Source organism: Amycolatopsis solani (genome assembly GCF_033441515.1).
GTDB classification, from domain to species: Bacteria; Actinomycetota; Actinomycetes; order Mycobacteriales; family Pseudonocardiaceae; genus Amycolatopsis; species Amycolatopsis solani.
Genome location: NZ_JAWQJT010000001.1, coordinates 2,312,601 through 2,331,685 on the forward strand (window position 1 = coordinate 2,312,601; position 19,085 = coordinate 2,331,685).

Annotated in this window: 18 protein-coding genes; 12 read left to right on the forward strand and 6 right to left on the reverse strand. The window is 72.9% G+C overall.

What is annotated here, in order from left to right; all coding sequences use genetic code 11:
• Window positions 1-16 precede the first annotated feature (16 nt).
• Genes SD460_RS11550 through ribA form a run of 5 tightly spaced genes read left to right on the forward strand, consistent with a single transcriptional unit; the run spans window position 17 to window position 3,969 of the window.
• Entirely contained in the window at window positions 17-415 is a 399-nt protein-coding gene (locus SD460_RS11550; protein WP_290049711.1) for a 6-pyruvoyl trahydropterin synthase family protein, read from the forward strand.
• Entirely contained in the window at window positions 412-1,479 is a 1,068-nt protein-coding gene (locus tag SD460_RS11555; RefSeq protein WP_318306138.1) for a glycosyltransferase family 4 protein, read from the forward strand. Before SD460_RS11550 ends, SD460_RS11555 begins: the two co-directional genes overlap by 4 nt.
• Complete coding sequence (locus tag SD460_RS11560; protein WP_290049715.1) at window positions 1,476-2,306, forward strand: class I SAM-dependent methyltransferase; 831 nt, start codon at window positions 1,476-1,478, stop codon at window positions 2,304-2,306. Before SD460_RS11555 ends, SD460_RS11560 begins: the two co-directional genes overlap by 4 nt.
• A complete protein-coding gene (locus SD460_RS11565; protein WP_290049717.1) occupies window positions 2,303-3,322 on the forward strand; it encodes a lysylphosphatidylglycerol synthase transmembrane domain-containing protein in 1,020 nt (339 codons plus the stop codon). The genes SD460_RS11560 and SD460_RS11565 overlap by 4 nt, the downstream gene beginning before the upstream one ends.
• A complete protein-coding gene (ribA, locus tag SD460_RS11570) occupies window positions 3,319-3,969 on the forward strand; it encodes a GTP cyclohydrolase II (protein ID WP_290049718.1) in 651 nt (216 codons plus the stop codon). Before SD460_RS11565 ends, ribA begins: the two co-directional genes overlap by 4 nt.
• Before the next feature lie 32 nt (window positions 3,970-4,001).
• On the opposite strand, the gene SD460_RS11575 is transcribed toward ribA, so the two are convergent.
• Window positions 4,002-4,700 (reverse strand): creatininase family protein, encoded by a 699-nt coding sequence (locus SD460_RS11575; RefSeq protein WP_290049719.1) that lies wholly within the window; start codon window positions 4,698-4,700, stop codon window positions 4,002-4,004.
• A 29-nt stretch (window positions 4,701-4,729) separates the two neighbouring features.
• On the opposite strand from SD460_RS11575, the gene SD460_RS11580 reads away from it, so the two are divergent.
• The 4 genes from SD460_RS11580 (at window position 4,730) to SD460_RS11595 (ending at window position 8,862) form a co-directional block, all read left to right on the forward strand.
• Window positions 4,730-5,530, forward strand: coding sequence for an inositol monophosphatase family protein (locus SD460_RS11580; protein WP_290049720.1), 801 nt, complete (start codon window positions 4,730-4,732; stop codon window positions 5,528-5,530).
• 137 nt (window positions 5,531-5,667) lie between these two features.
• Complete coding sequence (locus tag SD460_RS11585; RefSeq protein ID WP_290049721.1) at window positions 5,668-7,149, forward strand: serine/threonine-protein kinase; 1,482 nt, start codon at window positions 5,668-5,670, stop codon at window positions 7,147-7,149.
• Window positions 7,150-7,236: 87 nt separating this feature from the next.
• Window positions 7,237-8,295: a glycosyltransferase gene (locus SD460_RS11590; RefSeq protein WP_318306557.1), complete on the forward strand. Its 1,059-nt coding sequence runs from the start codon at window positions 7,237-7,239 to the stop codon at window positions 8,293-8,295.
• A gap of 39 nt (window positions 8,296-8,334) precedes the next feature.
• Entirely contained in the window at window positions 8,335-8,862 is a 528-nt protein-coding gene (locus SD460_RS11595; protein ID WP_290049722.1) for a DUF4231 domain-containing protein, read from the forward strand.
• 46 nt (window positions 8,863-8,908) lie between these two features.
• Here the strand turns inward: SD460_RS11595 and SD460_RS11600 are convergent, their stop codons facing one another.
• Both SD460_RS11600 and pdxR read right to left on the reverse strand, forming a co-directional pair.
• Window positions 8,909-12,157, reverse strand: a complete 3,249-nt coding sequence (locus SD460_RS11600; RefSeq protein WP_318306139.1) for a GH92 family glycosyl hydrolase — start codon at window positions 12,155-12,157, stop codon at window positions 8,909-8,911.
• A gap of 102 nt (window positions 12,158-12,259) precedes the next feature.
• Complete coding sequence (gene pdxR, locus SD460_RS11605) at window positions 12,260-13,576, reverse strand: MocR-like pyridoxine biosynthesis transcription factor PdxR (protein ID WP_290049725.1); 1,317 nt, start codon at window positions 13,574-13,576, stop codon at window positions 12,260-12,262.
• 47 nt (window positions 13,577-13,623) lie between these two features.
• Between pdxR and SD460_RS11610 the strand changes: the two genes are divergently transcribed.
• On the forward strand, window positions 13,624-14,619 hold the full coding sequence (locus tag SD460_RS11610; protein ID WP_290049727.1) for an aldo/keto reductase: 996 nt from the start codon (window positions 13,624-13,626) through the stop codon (window positions 14,617-14,619).
• Here SD460_RS11610 and SD460_RS11615 read toward each other — a convergent pair whose 3' ends face one another.
• Both SD460_RS11615 and SD460_RS11620 read right to left on the reverse strand, forming a co-directional pair.
• Window positions 14,620-15,243, reverse strand: a complete 624-nt coding sequence (locus SD460_RS11615) for a response regulator (RefSeq protein ID WP_290049728.1) — start codon at window positions 15,241-15,243, stop codon at window positions 14,620-14,622.
• On the reverse strand, window positions 15,243-16,322 hold the full coding sequence (locus SD460_RS11620) for a sensor histidine kinase (protein ID WP_290049730.1): 1,080 nt from the start codon (window positions 16,320-16,322) through the stop codon (window positions 15,243-15,245). Before SD460_RS11620 ends, SD460_RS11615 begins: the two co-directional genes overlap by 1 nt.
• A 164-nt stretch (window positions 16,323-16,486) precedes the next feature.
• On the opposite strand from SD460_RS11620, the gene SD460_RS11625 reads away from it, so the two are divergent.
• Together SD460_RS11625 and SD460_RS11630 are read left to right on the forward strand one after the other, a co-directional pair.
• The gene (locus tag SD460_RS11625; protein ID WP_290049732.1) at window positions 16,487-17,002 is read left to right on the forward strand and encodes a GlcG/HbpS family heme-binding protein; all 516 of its coding nucleotides are present in this window, start codon (window positions 16,487-16,489) and stop codon (window positions 17,000-17,002) included.
• A 14-nt stretch (window positions 17,003-17,016) separates the two neighbouring features.
• A complete protein-coding gene (locus SD460_RS11630) occupies window positions 17,017-18,222 on the forward strand; it encodes an amidohydrolase family protein (RefSeq protein ID WP_290049734.1) in 1,206 nt (401 codons plus the stop codon).
• Here the strand turns inward: SD460_RS11630 and SD460_RS11635 are convergent.
• Window positions 18,212-19,063, reverse strand: coding sequence for a LysR family transcriptional regulator (locus SD460_RS11635; RefSeq protein ID WP_318306140.1), 852 nt, complete (start codon window positions 19,061-19,063; stop codon window positions 18,212-18,214). The genes SD460_RS11630 and SD460_RS11635 overlap by 11 nt on opposite strands.
• Window positions 19,064-19,085 lie beyond the last annotated feature (22 nt).

The window sequence follows — 19,085 nt, forward strand, 5'->3', positions numbered from 1 at the left end:
CGCATCGGAGGTCTTGGTGTTCAGCATCACCGTCCGTGACCACGTGATGGTCGCCCACAGCTTCCGCGGGGAAGTCTTCGGACCCGCGCAACGCCTGCACGGCGCGACCTTCGTGGTGGATGCGACCTTCCGCCGCACCGACCTCGACGAGGACAACATCGTCGTCGACATCGGCAAGGCCACGGAAGAGCTCAAGGCGGTGCTGAGCGACCTGAACTACCGCAACCTCGACGACGAGCCGGAGTTCAAGGGCGTCAACACCTCCACGGAGTTCCTCGCGAAGGTCGTCGCCGACCGCCTCGCCGACGCCGTCCACGCCGGGCGCCTCGGCGAAGGCGCGCGCGGCCTCGAAGGCATCGCCGTCTCCCTGAAGGAATCGCACGTCGCCTGGGCGAGTTACGAGCGTGCCCTGTGAACTCCCTTTACGTGGTCCTCCCCGGGGACGTCGACGACGCGTCCGTCCCGAGTGGCGGCAACACCTACGACCGACGGCTGTGCGACCGGCTCACCGACGCCGGGCTCGACGTGCACGAGATCGCCGTGGCCGGCTCCTGGCCGCGGCCGGACACCGAGGCCCGCGCGGTCCTCGGCCACCTGCTCGCCGCGCTGCCCACCGGGTCCGCCGTGCTGCTCGACGGCCTGGTCGCGTGCGGCGTGCCCGAGGTCGTCGTCCCGCAGGCCCGGCGCCTTTCGCTCTCGGTGCTGGTGCACCTGCCGCTGGCCGACGAGACCGGCCTGCCGCCCGCGCTCGCCGCCGAGCTCGACGCGCTGGAGCGCGAGACGCTGCGGGCCGCGAGCTCGGTCGTCGCGACCAGCGAGTGGGCCGCGCGCCGGCTGATCGGCCACCACGGGCTGGCCCCGCACCGCGTGCACGCCGTGCCACCGGGCGTCGACCCGGCGCCGCCCGCCATCGGCACCGACGGCGTGTCCCGGCTGGTCTGCGTGGCCAACGTGACCCCGCGCAAGGGGCAGGGCGTGCTCGCCCAGGCACTGGAAACCGTCGCCGACCTGCGCTGGACCTGCGAATGCGTCGGCGGGATCCGGCGCGAGACCAAGTACGTCGAGCGGCTGCGCGAGCACCGGCTCGGCGATCGCTTCACCCTCACCGGCCCCCGGACCGGCCCGGCGCTGGAAGCGACCTACCACACCGCCGACCTGCTCGTGCTGCCTTCGCGCGCCGAGACGTACGGCATGGTCGTGACCGAAGCCCTCGCCCGCGGCGTGCCGGTGCTGACCACCGACGTCGACGCGCTGCCCGACACCGTCGGCGTCGCGCCCGACGGCTCGGTGCCCGGCATGCTCGTCCCCGGCGACGACGTCGAAGCGCTCGGCGCCGCCCTCCGCCGCTGGCTCACCGAGCCCGACCTGCGGACGCGGCTGCGTGCCTCGGCCCGGCTGCGGCGCGAGGCACTGACCGGCTGGGACGCCACCGCCCGCCGGATCGCCGACATCCTCCAGCGGCAGGAGGCGGCGGCATGACCGCGTTCGCGCCGGACTGGCTCTACCTGCGGGAACCCGCCGACGCCGCGGCCCGCGCCCCCGAACTCGTCGACACGCTGCGCGAGTACCTCCCGGACGGCGAGGAGGTCGTCGTCCGCGATCTCGGCTGCGGCACCGGCTCGCTCGGCCGCTGGCTGGCCGGCCGGCTGCCCGGCGCCCAGCGCTGGATCCTGCACGACGACGACGCCGAGCTGCTCGACCGCGCCCGCACCGGCCTGCCGCCGGTCGCGCTCGACGGCAGCCCGGTCACCGTGGTCGCCGAGCGGCGGGACGTCACCGCGCTGCGCGCCGCCGACCTCGCCGGGACGTCGCTGGTCACCGCGTCCGCGCTGCTCGACCTGCTGACCAGGGCCGAGGTCACGGCGCTGGCCACGGCCATCGCCGAAGCGGGTTGCGCGGCGCTGCTGATGCTGTCGGTCACCGGCAAGGTGGAGCTTTCGCCCGGCGACCCGCTCGACCCGGCCATCTCCGCGTCCTTCAACGCCCACCAGCGGCGGCTCACCGGCGGCCGCCGGCTGCTCGGCCCGACCGCGGCGGACGTCGCCGCGACCGCGTTCGGCAGGCTCGGCGCCACCGTCATCCGCGCGGAGAGCGCCTGGCGGCTCGGGCCGGACCAGGCGGAACTGCAGCGCCAGTGGCTCGAAGGCTGGGTCGGCGCGGCCGTCGAGCAGCTGCCGGAGCTGCGCCCGGTCTCCGACGTCTACCTGCAGCGACGGCTCGAAATGGCGTCGGCGGGCGAGCTGCACGCGGTGGTCCACCACGGCGACCTGCTGGTCCTGCCGCCGAGCCTGGAGGCGGCGGCGTGAAGCGCGCACTGGCCTGGCTCCGGATCCTCGGAGCCGTCGGCATCCTCGCGGTCCTCGTCTGGCAGCTCGGCAGCGAGGCCTTCCTCGACGGCCTGGGCCGGATCAGCACGCCCGGCGTGCTCGCCGCCCTGGCCATCGGCTTCGCGACGACGGTGTTCAGCGCGGGCCGCTGGCAGATCGTCGCCACCCGGCTCGGCCTGCGGCTTTCCCTGCCCACCGCGATCGCCGACTACTACCGCGCGCTGTTCCTCAACGGCGTGCTGCCCGCGGGCGTCCTCGGCGACGTCCACCGCGCGGTGCAGCACGGCCGCGACGCCGGCGACGTGCCGCGCGGCGTGCGGGCCGTCGTCCTGGAGCGCACCGCCGGCCAGCTCGTGCTGATCGCGTCCGCGGTCGCCGTCGTGCTCGCGTCGCCGGACGTCGTGCCCGGCGCGTTCCGCGAGGTCGTCGTGGTCACCGGCGTGGTCGTCGTGCTGGCCGCCGTCGCCGCGGTCGTCGCCGGAAGGCTGTTCGGCGGACGCTGGATCCACAGCCCGTCGAAGGTCCGCCGCGGCTTCGCCGTCACCCTCGCCGACCTGCGGCTCGGCCTGTTCACCCGCGAGACCTGGCCCGGCGTGGGCTTCCTGTCGGCCGCGACGCTGGCCGGGCACCTGGCGCTGTTCGTCGTCGCCGCCCGCGTCGCCGGGGTCGACGCGCCGGTCGGGCAGCTCGTGCCGCTGATGGTCCTCGCGCTGCTCGCGATGGGTCTCCCGCTCAACATCGGCGGCTTCGGCCCGCGCGAGGGCGTCTGCGCCCTGCTCTTCGGCGCGGCCGGCCTGGGTGCCGCCCAAGGTGTCACCGTCGCTGTCGTCTACGGCGTGCTCACGCTGGTCGCGAGCTTGCCCGGCGCCGGTGTCCTGCTCGTCCGGAGCGTCGCCGGGTTCCGCGTGACCCGCGCTCCGCACACCGGTGTCGTGCCCGCGCCGCGCACGGCGGCCGACACCGGGATCGAATCGGAAGTGGGGTTGAAATCATGACCGCAAGCGACGTCATCGGGGACGTACCGCACCGGGCCGTGGTCGAGCGGGTCGTCGAGACCCGGCTGCCGACCCGGCACGGGACGTTCCGCGCGGTCGGCTACCTCGACCGGGCCGGCACCGAGCAGGTCGCGCTGGTGTACGGCGACATCACCGAGCTCGGCACGCTGACCCGCGTGCACAGCGAGTGCCTGACCGGCGACGTCTTCGGCTCGACGCACTGCGAGTGCGGCGACCAGCTGGCGGCCGCGCTCGACCGGATCGTCGAGGAGGGCTCGGGCGTGCTGGTCTACGTCCAGGGCCACGAGGGCCGCGGGATCGGCCTGCTCGCGAAGCTCAAGGCGATGCGGCTGCAGGACGAAGGCCTCGACACGGTCGACGCGAACGTGGCGCTCGGCCTCCCGATCGACGCCCGCGACTACCACGCGGCGGCGGCCATCCTGCAGGACCTGGGGGTCCGGTCGGTGCGGCTGCTGTCGAACAACCCGGCGAAGGTCGAACAGCTCACGCGCTACGGAATCCGGATCAGCGAGCAGGTCCCGCTGCTGGTTCCGCCGAACGCGGAGAACCTGCGGTACCTGCGCACCAAAGCCGAACGGATGGCCCACCTGCTCCCGCACCTGGACCAGGCCCTCACCGCGCGCTGACCTCGTGAGTGTTTAGTCGGGTTAGAACCCGACTAAACACTCACGAGCTTGAGCACGGCGGCGAAGCGCTGGACCAGCGTGTCCAGCAGGACGTGGCCCTTGGCCGCGGTCGCCAGCGAGGGACGGCCGACCACCCCCGACTCCGTGTACGCCCGCAGGCCCAGCGTCAGCAGGTGCTCCCGGTCGGTGTCGTGGTCGGCCTCCTCGTAGCCGGGCCGGACCAGGTGCGGGTGGGCGTGCAGCAGGATCGACGTCTCCAGCTCGCCCGCGTGCATGTCGTCGTCCAGCGACGTCCGCAGGCCGGCCGCGGTGTGCGCCGCCTGCCAGTCCGCGACGCCGGGGAACAACGCCATCGCGCCGCCCGCCTCCTGGACCACATTGGACAGTACGTAGTTGCCGCCGTGCGCGTTGACCAGCACGAGCTTGCCGACGCCGGACGCCTTGAGCGACGCGGCGACGTCGGTGACCACGGCGTGCAGCGTGCGGGCCGAGATGCTCACCGTGCCGGCCCACCCCGCGTGTTCGTGCGAGCACGAGATCGTGATCGGCGGCAGGTGGAGCACCGGGTAGGCGTCGGCGACGGCCTTCGCGATGGTCGCCGCGATCACCGCGTCGGTCGCCAGGGGGAGGTGCGCGCCGTGCTGCTCGAAGCTGCCGATCGGCAGCACCGCGACCGACGCCCGCCGCGCTTGCTCGTCGGTGGTGGTCGCGAGCGGGAACAGCTCGGTCATGACCGCGTCCCTTCTCTATGTTGGGTGGCATGACCGAGCATGCCGCACTGCTGGCCGTCGCGCGCGAAGCCGTGGCGAAGGCGACCGGGATCGTCCGGTCGCGCCCGACCTTTTCCGTTTCCGCGAAAGGTGATCGCGACCTGGTGACCGACGTCGACACCGCCGTCGAGGACGCGCTGCGGGAGTTCCTCGCCGCCGAAACCCCCGAAATCGGGTTCCTCGGCGAGGAGCGCGGCCGCAGCGGGGCCGGCGGCGGGCGCTGGTGGGCCCTCGACCCGATCGACGGGACCGCGAACTTCGCCCGCGGGATTCCGCTCTGCGGGATTTCCCTGGCGCTGGTGGACGGCGAGCACAGCACGGTCGCCGCGATCGCCCTGCCGTACCTCGGTGTCACGTACACCGCGTCGCGCGGAGAGGGTGCTTTCGCGAACGGAGAGCGGATCGGTGCGTCGCGCGCGACCGAGTTGCCCGACGCGATGATCGCGGTGGGTGACTTCGCGATCGGCGAACTCGCCGAGGAGAAGAACCGCGCGCGGCTGGCGTTGCTGACCGACCTCGGCGCGCGGGCGCAGAAGATCCGGATGCTGGGCACCGCGGCGGTCGACCTCTCCTGGGTCGCGGACGGAAAGCTCGACGCCGCACTGATCCTGTCCAACAACCCGTGGGACACCATGGCGGGCGTGCTGCTCGTGCGCGAGGCCGGCGGCGCCGTCGTGGACCGCGACGGCCGCGAGCACACGGTCGGTTCCGCGGCGACGATCGCCGTCGGCGCCGGGCTGCGCAAGGAGATCGTGGACGCACTTGATCGCGCGTTCGGGGTTGTTCGTTAGTATCCGGGGTATCCGGGTGGGCGGCGCCACAGCGCGCGAATGCACTGCCCGTGCAAGGTTTTCGGTTAGGTTGGTACCGGTCGGCCCCCGCGGCTGGCATGCTGGCCGGACCTCTCGGCCACTTCGGAGAATGGTGGATGCTCGTGGAAAGTCGCCGGATCCGCGATCGGTACCGGCTGCTCGAGCCGATCGGCGGCGGCGCGATGGGCACGGTGTGGCGGGCCCAGGACGAAAAGCTCGACCGCACCGTGGCGATCAAGGAACTCCTGCTGCCGCACGACCACGACGAGCACCGCACGGAAGAAGCGAAGAACCGCGCGATGCGCGAGGCGCGGATCGCCGCCCGGCTCCAGCATTCCCACGCGATCACCGTGTTCGCCGTCCTCGAAGAGGAGGACCGGCCGTGGTTGATCATGGAATACCTGCCGTCGAAGAGTTTCGCCGTCCTGGTCCGCGAGGAGCCGACGACGGTGGACGACGCCATCCGCGTCGGCGCGCAGATCAGTTCCGCGCTGGCCGGCGCGCACCGGGTCGGGGTCGTGCACCGCGACGTGAAGCCGGCCAACATCTTGGTCGCCGAAGACGGCACGGCGAAGATCACCGACTTCGGCATCTCCCGCGCGATCGGTGACGTCAAGCTGACGGCCACCGGCGAGATCGCCGGCACGCCCGCGTACCTGGCGCCGGAAGTGGCCCGCGGCGAGGACGCGGACTTCGCGGCCGACGTCTTTTCCCTCGGGGCCACGCTCTACGCCGCCGTCGAGGGCAAGCCGCCGTACGGCACGGCCGACAACCCGATCGCCTTGCTCTACAAGGCGTCCAGCGGCGAGATCGAGCCGCCGGAAAAGGCGGGCAGGCTGACGCCGCTGCTGCTCCGGATGCTCGCGTCCGACCCGGCCGAACGGCCGTCGATGGACGAGGTCGAGCGGGAGCTGCTCGCGCTGCTGCCGGACCCCGAGCCCGGCGAGTCGGTGCTCGCGGCGACGGTCCCCGAGGCCGAACCGGCCGCGCTGCCACCGGTGCCGCCGGTACCCGCCGCGGTCACCGTGCCCGCCGGCGGGGTCGCCGCGGTGTCGCCGGGCGCGCGCAAGGGCCTGATCGCCGTCGGCGCGGGCGCGGCGCTGCTGTGCGTCGCGGTCGTGGTGGCGATCCTGCTGGTCGTGCGGCAGAAACCGCCGACGGGCAACGCGGCCCCGCCGGCGTCGGGGGCACCCTCCGTCTCGGCTTCGGTGACTCCCTCGCCGTCGCCCGCGCCGGCGTCCTCCATGCCGGAGACGCCCACGACGTCGGCCGCCCCGCCCACCTCGCCGCCGGTTTCGAGCGTGGCGTCGACGAAGACCGCGGCCGACGCGCTGAGCGCGTACTACGCGTTGCTGCCGAACAACACAGCGGAGGCGTGGAACCTGCTCACGGACCGCTTCAAGGCGTCGCGCCGGCAGACGCTGGCGACGTACCAGAACTTCTGGGGGCAGTACAAGTCGGTCAAGGCCGACAGCGTGAAGGAAATCGCTCCCGGCCGGGTCACCGCGCACGTCCTCTACGACGGGGGCAAGGGGGAGACGGACACGTTCACGCTGGTCCAGGAGAACGGCGTCTGGAAGATCGACGCCCAGAGCTGAACCATTCCGGCTCCGGCCGCGTGTGACGGATGAGGCGTCCCGCCGTCGATCCACGCTGGAGGTTGAGCGATGAGGCCTGCCGACCCGATGGTGTTCATCCTCCCGGCCGCCCCACCGGGCAGCGACACGTACGACAAGCGCATGTGCCAGAACCTGCCCGCCGTCGGGCAGCCGGTGCTCGAACTGCCGATCGCCGGCCAGTGGCCGGAGCCGGACGCGACGTCGAGACGTCGGCTCGCGCGGTCGCTGGCGGCGCTGCCCGACCGGACGGTGGTGCTGCTCGACGGCATGATCGCCTCGGGCGTACCGGAGATCGTCGTTCCCCACACGCGGCGGCTGCGGCTGGCCGTGCTGGTGCACCAGGCTCTCGCCGACGAGCCCGGCCTCGACCCGGCGCACGCCGCGGAGCTGGACGCGTGCGAGCGCGAGACGCTGCGGATGGCCGGGATGGTCGTCGCGACCAGCCCGTGGCTCGCCCGGCTGCTGATCGACCGCCACGACCTGGACCCCGGCCGCGTCTACGTCGCCAAGCCCGGCACCGACGCGGCCCCGCTCGCGGCGGGCGCGGACGGCGTGTCCCGGCTGCTGTGCGTCGGCGACGTGACCCGCCGCAACGGCCAGGACGTGCTGGTCCAGGCTCTCGGCGAGGTCGACCACCTCGCGCTGTCGTGCGTGTTCACCGGCTCGCTGGCGGCGGACCCGGCCTACGTCGACGAGCTGCACTGGTCGATCGAGCGCCTGGGCCTCGGCGGCCGGATCACCCTGGCCGGCGACGCGGTCGACCTGGGCGCGGCCTACAACGCGGCGGACCTCCTGGTCATCCCGGCCCGCGCGCCGACGTCCGGCATGTTCGTCGCGCAGGCACTGGCCCGCGGCATCCCGGTGCTGGCGACCGAGGTCGGCGGCGTGTACGACGCACTCGGCGTCGACGCGGACGGCGAGGTCCCCGGCCTGCTGGTGGAGCCGGACGACCCGTACTCGCTCGCGGACGCGCTGCACCGCTGGTACGCCGACCCGGAACTGCGGCGCTCCCTGCGCACGGCGGCGCTCGGCCGCGGCAGCGCGCTCGAGGAGTGGGAGGTGGCCGCCCGCCGCCTCACCCACGTGCTCTCGCGGCTGGCGTCGGAACCCCGGATCGTGGCCTGACGCTTGCCGCGGCGGGCGCGGCTCCGCCAACCTGACGCGATGGCGTCCCCACCCCTCGACTCCGAGCGCGGTTTCCTCGAAGTCGCCGGCCGCGAGCCGGACCGCCCGCTGCGCGACCAGCTCCTCGGCTTCCGCGACCTCGTCTCGGCCGACATGGACTGGGCCGACACGCGCAAACGCCGCTTCCGCCGCCGCGCGTCGATCGTCCGGGTGACGGTGCTGCTGCTGACCGCGTCCTCGACGGTGGTCCTCGGCATCCAGCAGATCCCGGCCCGCGCGTCGATCGCCCTGCCGATGGTCGCGCTGGTCACCGTGCTGGGCGGCCTCGAGACGTTCTTCAACTGGCGGTCGCGGTGGGTGCTGATGGAGGAGACCCGCTACAACCTCAACCGCATCCGCGACGAGATGGACTACTACCTCGTCGGCACCCCGACGGCCGAGCTGAGCCGCGAGCGGCTGCAGGAGTTCTTCACCCGCCACCAGGAGACGTGGTCCGACGCGAGCCGCCAGTGGGTCGAGTTCCGCCGTCTCGATCGCCCGCCGCCGTCACCGGAGATCCGGTCGTGAGTGTTTAGTCGGGTTAGAACCCGACTAAACACTCACGACCGGTCGGTCACGCCAGGGTGAGTGCGTAGATCTCCACCCTCGGGTCGTTCGGCAGGCTCACCGACTGCACGGTCTTCCCGCCGTCCAGTGCGGCCGAAATCCCGAACAGCCGTACCGGCGGCCCGTCCACTCCGCTGCCCGCCTTGATGCGGTGCGGCATCTCGAGCACCACCGGCGAGCCGGACCCCGCCCAGTCGCCGAACGTCACGGCCAGGTCCGCGCTGGTCCCGTCCGTGTAGTGCGCCGTCACCGTCGTCGACACCGGCCCGTTGTGGGACGCCCCCACCAGCTTCAAAGCGCCGTGCTGACCCGCCGGCACCAGCAGGGACTGCCCGCGCGCCTCCACGAAGTTCGGCGAAGTGCCCGAAGCGTCCGGCGCCGCGTACGTGACGCCGTCCCAGACCACCGGGCCCGCCGGCGGGAGCAGCGCTGCGTCGTAGCTCCAGCCGCCGCCGTCGAAGTTGCCCTCCGTGGAGGCCGTCACCGTGGCCGTGCCGTCGTGGTTGAGGTCGCGGGCCAGGTCCACCGCGCACTGCGTGCCCGAAGACACGCAGGTCGACGGCGTCCGGACCTCGACCGTCGCCGAGCGGGACACGGTGTTCGCGCCCAGCCCGGACACCTTGACCTGCACGGGGTACGTGCCCGAAGCGGTCCCGGCGGGCACCGAAACCGTGATCGGCACCGTCTTCTGCACCGGGAGCCTGCCCGACCAGATCACCTGCAGCGGCTGGGCCTGCGCCTTCCACTTCGAAGGCGCCGAGACCGAAACCGTCACCGGCTGCAGTGCCGGGTTCTGGGCCAGCACGTCCAGGTCGAGGTGCACCTGCTGCGCCGCCCCCGCCGGGATCACCACGGACGTCTGCCGCAGCGACGCGTCGACGTGCCGCCGCGCGTCACCGGCCGCGGTGTTCACCGACGGCGGGACCGCGCCCGGGGACGTGCCCCAAGCGGAAACCCGAGACCCGAGCTTGTGCGAAAGCGTCCCGCCGTGCGCGAGCGCGGACCAGTCCAGCGACGTCTGCCGGACGTCGCGGCCGTTCAGCGACACGCTCTGGATGTACCGGTTCGCGTCCGAAGCACCCGGCGCGTCGACGGTCAGCGTGCCGCCCTGCGAACGCCCGTACTGTCCGATCCGGACGGTCGCCGACTCGAACTGCGGGCTCGACACCGCGAGGAAGTTCGCGCCGCTCATCGTCGGGTACAGCCCGAGCGAGGAGAAGACGTACCAGGCGGACATCGTGCCGAGGTCGTCGTTGCCGGTCATGCCGTCGGGGCCGGTGGTGAACAACGTCATCGCCGCGCGGACGACGGTCGCCGTTTTCGCCGGCGCGCCGACCCAGTTGTACATGTAGGGCGCGAGCAGGTCGGGCTCGTTGTTCGGGTTGTAGGTCGCCTTGCCGTAGTAGTCGTACGGGCTCGCGATCCAGTCCTTCCGGGCCGTCCCCGCGGGGTCGGAAAGCAGGTTGCCGTACGCGAAGAAGGAGTCGAGCCGCTTCTCCGTCGACGTCCGCCCGCCCATCAGCGAGACCAGCCCGGCCGGGTCCTGCGGCACGAGCCACTGGTACTGGTAGGCGCCGCCCTCGTGGAACTGGTGGTCGGCGTCGACCGGGTTGTACGGCGTCAGGAACGTGCCCTCGGCGGTGCGCGGCCGGAACTGCTGGATCGACGAATCCCACAGGTTGCGGTACCACTGGCCGCGGTCGGCGAACAGCTTCGCGTCCGCCTTGTGGCCGAGCCCGCCGGCCATCAACGCGAGCGACGCGTCCGCCGCGGCGTACTCCATGGTCGCCGACGCCGGGTGCTCGCAGTCGTTGTCGCCGCCCTTGGCCGCGCAGTCCTTGCCGAGCTCCAGACCGCTCGGGATGTAGCCGCGGTCGTTGTAGTAGTTGACGCCGGAGCGCCCGTTGTACGGCGAATCGGCGGGCGGCGTGCTCGTCGCGTTCTTCTTGAGCAGCGCGTACGCCTCTTCTTCGTGCCCGGCGAGCAGGCCCTTCGACCACGCCTCGACGAGGAACGGCGTGACCGGGTCGCCGGTCATGATGTTGGTTTCGCTCTCGGCCAGCGCCCAGCGCGGCAGCCACCCGCCGTCCCGCCCGATCGCGACGACCGACAGCGCGACGTCCCGCGCGACCTGCGGCTCGAGCATTTCGAGCAGCTGGTTCTGCGGCCGGTAGGTGTCCCACAGCGAGAAGTTCTGGTACGGCGTGTAGCCGCTCGCGGTGTGCACCTTGCCGTCGAAGCCGGTGTACGCGCCATCGGTGTCGCCGGCCAGGTTCGGGTGCAGCTGCGCGTGGTAGAGCGCGGTGTAGAACGCCGTCTGCCGGTCGGTCGTGCCGCCGGCGATCTTGATCGCGCCGAGCCGGTCGGCCCACTGCTGGTGCAGCGCCGCGCGGGTGGCGTCGAAGTCGTAGCTGTCCGAAGTCTCGGCGGCCAGGTTCTTCCGGGCGCCGTCGAGTCCGGTGTAGGACAGGCCGACCTTCAGCACGACGTCGTGGTCGGTGCTCGCGTCGAAGCTGGCCCAGGCGCCGTTGCCGCCGGTGCCCGCGGCGTCGCGGCTGCCCGGCGTGCGCGTCGAGTCGCGCCAGGTGCCGAACGAGCTGAACGGCCGGTCGAAGGTGGCGGTGAAGTAGACGGTGTGCTCGTCGTGCCCGGCGCAGAACCCGCCGGCCTTGACCCGCCCTTCGAGCGTCCGGTCACCGACGACGTGGATTTCGGAGTCCTTCACGGACTGGTTGGCCTGCCCGGTGTTGAACAGGACGTTCGCCTGCCCGGTCGAGGGGAAGGTGTAGCGCTGCCAGCCGGTGCGCGCGGTCGCCGTCAGCTCGGCGTCCACGCCGTACTTCTTCAGGCCGACGCGGTAGTAGCCGGGCTCGGCGTGCTCGTCGTCGTGGCTGTACTCGGACTTGTAGGCGTTCTTGTCGACGCTGTCGACGGCGCCGGTGGTCGGCATGATCGGCAGCTCGCCCATCACCCCGCAGCCGACGCCGGACAGGTGCGTCTGGCTGAAGCCGTAGATCGCGTTCTGCAGGTAGTCGTAGCCGCCCTGCCCGCCGGTGTCCGGGCTGACCTGCACCATGCCGAAGGGCGCGCTCGCGCCGGGGAACGTGTTGCCGAAGTTCTGCGTGCCGACGAACGGGTTGACCAGGCTCACCGGATCCGCCGGGGCCGGCGCCGCCTGTGCCACGGCGGGGGCCAGGCCGGCGACCACCACCCCCGCGGCCACCACGGCGGCCAGGCGTCTGCTCTGCGACCACATGGGCGCACCTCCCAGGAGTGACAACGTTGTCAAACGTCGACCGGCGGTCAGGCCCGCGGTCGGTGTGCCACCTTGCCACCTGGATGCGGCTTTTGGAAGACCTCAGCTCGCCGCTTCGCGCAGCAACCGGGCGGCCTCGGCGACAGCGTTGTCGGCGAGGTTGCCGTACCCGAGGACGAGCGCGGGCTCGCCGGGCGCGACGCGGTAGCCGTCGAGATCGGCCACCTTCACGCCCTTCTCCCGCACGGCCCGCACGACGGCGGCCGCCGGCCGGTCGAGGTGCAGGACGAGGTGGAGGCCGGCCGCCGCACCGGAGAGCCGGGCCGGCCCGAGCGCCTCGACGAGCCGGTCGCGCCGGGCGCGGTACCGCAGCCGCGCGGCCCGCAGGTGCCGGTCGTACCCACCGCTCTCGACGAACCCGGCGAGGGCCAGCTGGTCCACCACCGGTGGCGCATGACCCGCGATAGTCCACTGTGGAGGGACGACGGCCCAGCCGAGCCCGAGCGCCGGGCTGAGCGTCTTGCTGACCGACCCGAAGAGCGCGACCCGGCCCGGATCGGTGCCCTGGACGGTGCCGACGGGCCGCCGGTCGTACCGGAACTCGGCGTCGTAGTCGTCTTCCAGGACGAGCCCGTCGACTTCCCGTGCCCACGCCAGGAGTTCGGCACGCCTTCGCGGGGAAAGGACGGAACCGGTGGGGAACTGGTGCGCCGGGGTGACGAGCACGGCCCGCGTCCCGGCCGGGATCCGCCCGACGTCGATGCCTTCCTCGTCGACCGGCACCGGGTCGATCGCCATCCCGGCCGCCGCGGCGGCGCGGTGCAGCCGCGTCCAGCCGGGATCCTCGACGGCCAGCCGGGTGATGCCTTTTCGTTGCAGAGCAAGGCAAACGCGGGCCACGCCGTCGGTGACGCCGCCGCAGACCACGACGTCGTCCGTTTCGGCGCCCCGGACCCGCCGCAGGTACCCGGCGAGGACCTCGCGCAGGCGCGGGTGCCCGGCGGGATCGGGCAGCCCGAAGTCGGTGTGCGGCGCGGTGCCGAGCACCCCGCGCACGGCGTCCGCCCACCGCTGCCGCGGGAAGTGGCGCAGGTCGGGCAGCCCGGGGGCGAGGTCGTACCGCGGCGGCGGCTTCCGGGACGGCGGCTTGGCCGCGACGGCGTCCCCGACCCGCCGCACGCGCGTGGCGGATCCGGTGCGCCCGTCGAGGTACCCCTCGGCGACGAGCTGGGCGTACGCCTGCGTCACGACCCACCGCGAGCAGCCGAGATCGGCGGCGAGCTGGCGGCTCGGCGGCACGGCGACGCCGTCGTCGAGCCCGCGGATCGCCTTGCGCAGAGCGCGCGCGAGCTGTTCGTGCTTCGGCCCCGGTCCGGTCAGCTCCAGCAGGACGCCCCAATTGGTCTGTGCTCCAGCCACATCATTGGACTGTAGTACCGGACCGCTTCTCGCTTAGGTTCGTACGCATGAAGAAGGTGGAACTGGGCCGGACCGGTCAGCACGTCAGCCAGGTGTCCCTGGGCTGCATGACGATGGGGACGTCGACGGACGAACCGACGTCGGCCCGCATCCTGGACGCGTACCTCGACGCCGGGGGCGACTTCCTCGACACGGCGAACTGCTACGCGTGGTGGGCGGGTCCGTCGTTCCGCGGTGGTGAGAGCGAAACCCTGCTCGGCAAGCTGCTGCGCGGACGCCGCGACCGCGTTTTCCTGGCGACGAAGGTGTCGGCGCAACCCGTGGACCTGCCCGCGGCCCGCGCCGCCGCCCGTCCCGACGGCACGACGGACTGGGAAGCCCGGGAGCGGACGTACGAAGGCGCGAGCGCCGCGGTGATCCGGCGTTCGGTGGAGGAAAGCCTGCGGCGCTTGGGAACGGACCACATCGACCTGTACTACGTCCACGTCGACCTCCGCCGCGAGCCGCCGGAGGAGACACTGTCCGCTTTGGACGAACTGGTTCGCGCGGGCAAAGTTCGCTACACGGGGTGGAGCAACGTCCGGACGTGGCGCCTCGAGCGCATCCGCTCGCTGGCGCTGGCCAACGGGTGGGCGTCGCCGGTGGCGGTCCAGGTCCAGCACTCGTACTTGCGGCCGACCGGCGCCGACGTCCCGTCGATCGCGGGCGGCGAGCTCTTGGACTGGCTGTCCCAGCACCCCGACGTCTCCCTGGCGGCGTATTCCGCTCTGCTGCGCGGGATCTACGACGACGCGACCTACCGCGAGTCGACGCCGATCTGGCGCGCGTACGCCGGTCCGGACTCCGAGGCGCGGCTGGCCGCGGTGGCGAAGGTGGCTTCGGCGCTGGGCGCGTCCGGCAACCAGGTCGCGCTCGCGTGGTTGCTCCACAAGGGAGTGATCCCGCTGATCGGCCCGCGGACCTGGGCGCACTACGAGTCGATCGCCCCGGCGTTCACTTTGGACCTTCCCGGCGAGCACCTGTCCCTTTTGGACAACGCCTGATCAGTCGAGCAGGCGCTGTTCCTTGGCGACCGCGACGGCACCGGCCCGGGTGTCGACGTCGAGCTTGCCGTAGATCCGGCTCAGGTGCGTCTTGACCGTCGCCTCGCTGATGAACAGCGCGCGGGCGATCTCGCGGTTGCCGAGTCCCTCGGCGAGCCGGCGCAGGATGTCCAGTTCCCGGGCGGTCAACGTCGGCCTCGGCGCGCGCAGCTGCGCCATCATCCGGTCGGCGACCGGCGGGGAGACCGCGGTCCGCCCGGCCGCGGCCGCCTCGATCGCCGCGTACAGCTCGGTGGCGGACCCGGCTTTCAGCAGGTAGCCGGTGGCCCCGGCGGCGATCGCGCGGCTGATGTCCGCATCGGTGTCGTAGGTCGTCAGCACGAGGATCCGGGGCGCGCTGGGGGTGCTCCGGATCCGGCGCGTCGCCTCGATCCCGTCGATCCCGGCGCCGAGCTGGAGGTCCATCAGCACGACGTCGGGGTGCACGGCGGCGGCGGTCGCGACGGCTTCCTCCCCGCTCGCGGTTTCGGCGACGACTTCGATGCCGTCGGCGCCCGCGAGCAGGGCCCGGAGCCCGGCGCGCACGACGGCGTGGTCGTCGCAGACCAGGACACGGATGGTCATCAGCCCTCCAGGGGGATCGCGGCCGAAACGACCGTGCCGTGGCCGGGCTCGGACTCGACGGTCAGCCGGCCACCGAGCTGCTGAGCCCGGACCCGCATGGCGGGCAGCCCGTGCCCCCGGTCGCCTTCGGGCGCTCGCTCGACGAACCCCCGCCCGTCGTCGGCGACGTCCAGCACGACCTGGTCGTCGAGGTAGGTGAGGGTGAGCACGACGCTGCCCGCTTCGGCGTGCTCACGCGCGTTGGCCAGCGCGCCCTGCGCGATCCGGACCACAGTGGACTGGACGCGCTCGGGCAGCGGCCGCTCGTCGCCGTCGATGCGGACGTCCACCGGCAGCCCGGCCCGCCCGGCCACCGCGCGCAACGCCTCTTCGAGCGTCGCGTCGGCGAGGTCGGCGGGCGCGAGGTCCTGCACGAGCCGTCGCGCTTCCGACAGGTTCCCCGCGCCGACGCGCTGCGCGGCCCGCAGGTGCTCGCGAGCCAGCTCGGGCCGGTCCCAGTCCTGGTCGGCGGCCTGCAGCAGCATCGACTGGCTGGACAGGCCCTGCGCGAGGGCGTCGTGGAGCTCGCGGGACACGCGGTGGCGTTCGGCGAGCACGCCCGCGCGGCGCTCGGAATCGCGCAGCCGCTCGGCTTGCCGTCGCATGAAGGTGATCACCGCGGCGGTGACCGCGGCGATGGCGATCGGCACGATGGTCAGGTTCGGGTCGAAGCCGTCGGCCAGCCGGTTCTGCGACACGACGACCAGCGCCGTGATCACCCCGACGAGGGCGAGGGCCGGCCCGGTCGGCAGCGTGCGCAGGCCGGTGACCAGCAGCGGGATCGCCGACCACGCGAAGCTCGGGGCGAGCACCACCAGGACGACCCAGAGCGCCAGGACGACGGTCAGCCAGAGCAGGTGCCGCCCGGCGAGCAGGCCGGCGCCGTACGCGACGAGCAGTGCCGCGGTGAACCCGATCACCCACGGCTGCAGGGGCGTGCCTTCGTGGCGGGTCAGGAACCGCACCGCGGACGCGAGCACCAGCAGGAGGAACGCCGAGTGCATGACCGCGGCGAGCCACCGCGTGTCGGCGTCTGCCATGCCTTCCATAGTGGTCCCTCCGCTCTCCAGCACCAGCGTCGGCCGGCGGGAACGCCCCCGCATCAGCCGATCGGCTGACCCCGGTGTCGGCCGGGCCGCCGACGAGAACCGCCTGGTCGCGGGCTGATGCTGGAGCCATCGAACCCCGATCCGAGGAGCAGACCATGATCTCGACCCGCACCCGCATCGCCGCCGCCGTCGCCGGACTCGCCGCGGTCGGCGCCACCACCGCCGGCGCCGTCTCGGCCACCGCGGCCCCGGCCGGGACCAAGAACGTCGTCCAGACCTCGCACCTGTCGATCGCGGCGGCGTCGAAGGCCGCCCAGGCCGCGCTGGACGCCGCCACCAAGGCCGGCCAGCACGTGTCGGTCGCCGTCGTGGACCGCGACGGCAACACCGTGCTGACCCTGCGCGGCGACGGCGCGGGCCCGCAGTCCTACAGCTCGGCGCAGCAGAAGGCGTTCACGGCGGTCTCGTGGAACGCGAAGACGTCCGAGCTGGTCGGGCGCCTCCAGCAGGCCCCGACGCTGAAGGACATCGAGGGCACGCTGTTCCTGGCCGGCGCGGTCCCGGTGACCGCCGGCACCACCCCGATCGCCGCGGTCGGCGTCGCCGGTGCGCCCTCCGGCGCGCAGGACGAGGCGTTCGCCCAGGCCGGCGTGGACGCGCTCGGCAAGTGACTAGCGTGGCTCCCATGTGGATCCGAGACGTCCGCCCCTGGGGCGGCGAGCGCAGCGACGTCGAGCTGACCGGCGACCGGATCGCGGCGGTCCGCCCGCACGACCCGGCGCCGGTGCCCGGTGCGGTCGAAGGCCGGGGCCGCCTGCTGTTCCCGGCGTTCAGCGACGTCCACGTGCACCTCGACTCGACGCGGATCGGGCTGCCGTTCCGGCCGCACACCGGCGGTCCGGGTGTCTGGGCGATGATGACGAACGACCGGGAGAACTGGCGCACGGCCGAAGTCCCGCTGCCCGAGCGCGTGGCCGGCACGCTCGAGCGGATGATCGCCAACGGCACCACGCGGGTGCGCAGCTACGCGCAGGTCGACGTCGACTGCGGGCTGGAGAAGCTCGACGCCGTGCTGGCCGCCCGTGAGCGGTTCGCGAGCCAGGCCGAGGTGCACGTCATGGCGTTCGCGCAGGCGGGCATCCTGCGGGAGCCGGGCACCTTGGACGTCCTCGACGCGGCGATGCGCTCCGGCGCGACGGTGATCGGCGGCATCGATCCGTGCACTGTGGACCGTGATCCCAAGGGCCACCTGGACGCGGTCTTCGGCCTGGCCGAGAAGCACCAGGCGGAGATCGACATCCACCTGCACGAGCCGGGCCACCTCGGCCTGTTCTCCACGGACCTGGTGCTCGAGCGCGTCCGGGCGCTCGACATGCGGGGCAAGGTCACGATGTCCCACGCGTACGACCTCGGCTCGATCTCCGAGTCGGTGAGCCGCCGGGTGATCGACGACTTCGCCGCCCTCGACATCGCGATGACCACGGTGGCGCCGTCCGCGGCCGGTCAGCTGTCCCTTGTGGACCTCGTGGCCGCCGGTGTCCGGATCGGGCTCGGCGAGGACGGCCAGCGTGATTACTGGAGCCCGTACGGCAACTGCGATCTGCTGGACCGGACGTGGCAGCTGGCGTTCACCCGCGGGTTCCGCCGCGACGCCGACATCGAGCTGGCGCTGGCGGTCGCGACGATGGGCGGCGCGTCGATCATGAGCCACGACGTCCCGCGCTTGGCCGGCGTGGACGACCGGCCGGGCTTGGCCGCCGGCGACCGCGCGGACCTGGTGCTCGTCGACGGCGAAACCCCGGCCAGCGCGGTGATGGACCGCGGCCGCGACCGGACGGTGCTGCACGACGGCGTCGTGGTGGCCGACGGTCTCGAGGTGCTCAAGCCCTGACACGGGCGAGCAGGGCGGCGACGTTCGGCTTCTGCTCGTCCCGCTTGCGCCAGGTCATGGTGACGGCGGTCGTCGCCCCGGCGAGGGGGACGGCGACCGCGCCACCGTGGCCGGCGAGCGCGGGCACGAGCCCGCACCCCATCCCGGCGGCCACGCACCGCCCGAGCGCGGCGATGCTGCCGACCTCGGTTTCGATGACGGGCCCGTCGAGCCGGTCGAGCATTTCCCGGAAGCCGCACCCCTGGGGCGTGGCGAGGAAACCCACCCCGCGAAGGTCGGCGGGGGTCAGGGTTTCCTTGTCCGCCAGGGAATGTCCGGGCGGGACGAGGACGACGAGGGGTTCTTCCCCGAGGCTTTCGCTCGCGAACGCCGGGTCGGCCGGTGGGGCGCCGAAGGTGAAGCAGACGTCCACTTCGGACTGCCGCACGGCCCGGTACAGCTCGCCGCGGCCACCCTCGGTCAGCGTCAGCCGCACGCGCGGCCACTTGGCCCGGTATTCGCTGAGGATCTCCGGGATCCACTGCGCACAAAGGGTTTCCAGCGCGCCGATGGTCAGCTCTCCTTCGGGCTCGCCGCGGTTTTCCTCGACGGCGGCCTTGGCTTCTTCGGCCAGGGAAAGCATCCGGTCGGCGTACCCGAGGAGCCGTTCCCCGGCGGCCGTGAGCCGGAGCTGCCGCCCGCGGTCGAACAGCTTCGACCCGAGTTCCGCCTCCAGCGCCTGGATCTGCTCGGTGACGCTGGACTGCGCGTAGTGCAGTTCCCCGGCGGCGCGGGTGAAGTTGAGCGTCCGCGCGACCACGCGGAAGGTGCGCAGGTGGCGCAGTTCCATGGCATCCCCCATCGGCGTTCCCGATGCCCCCCAT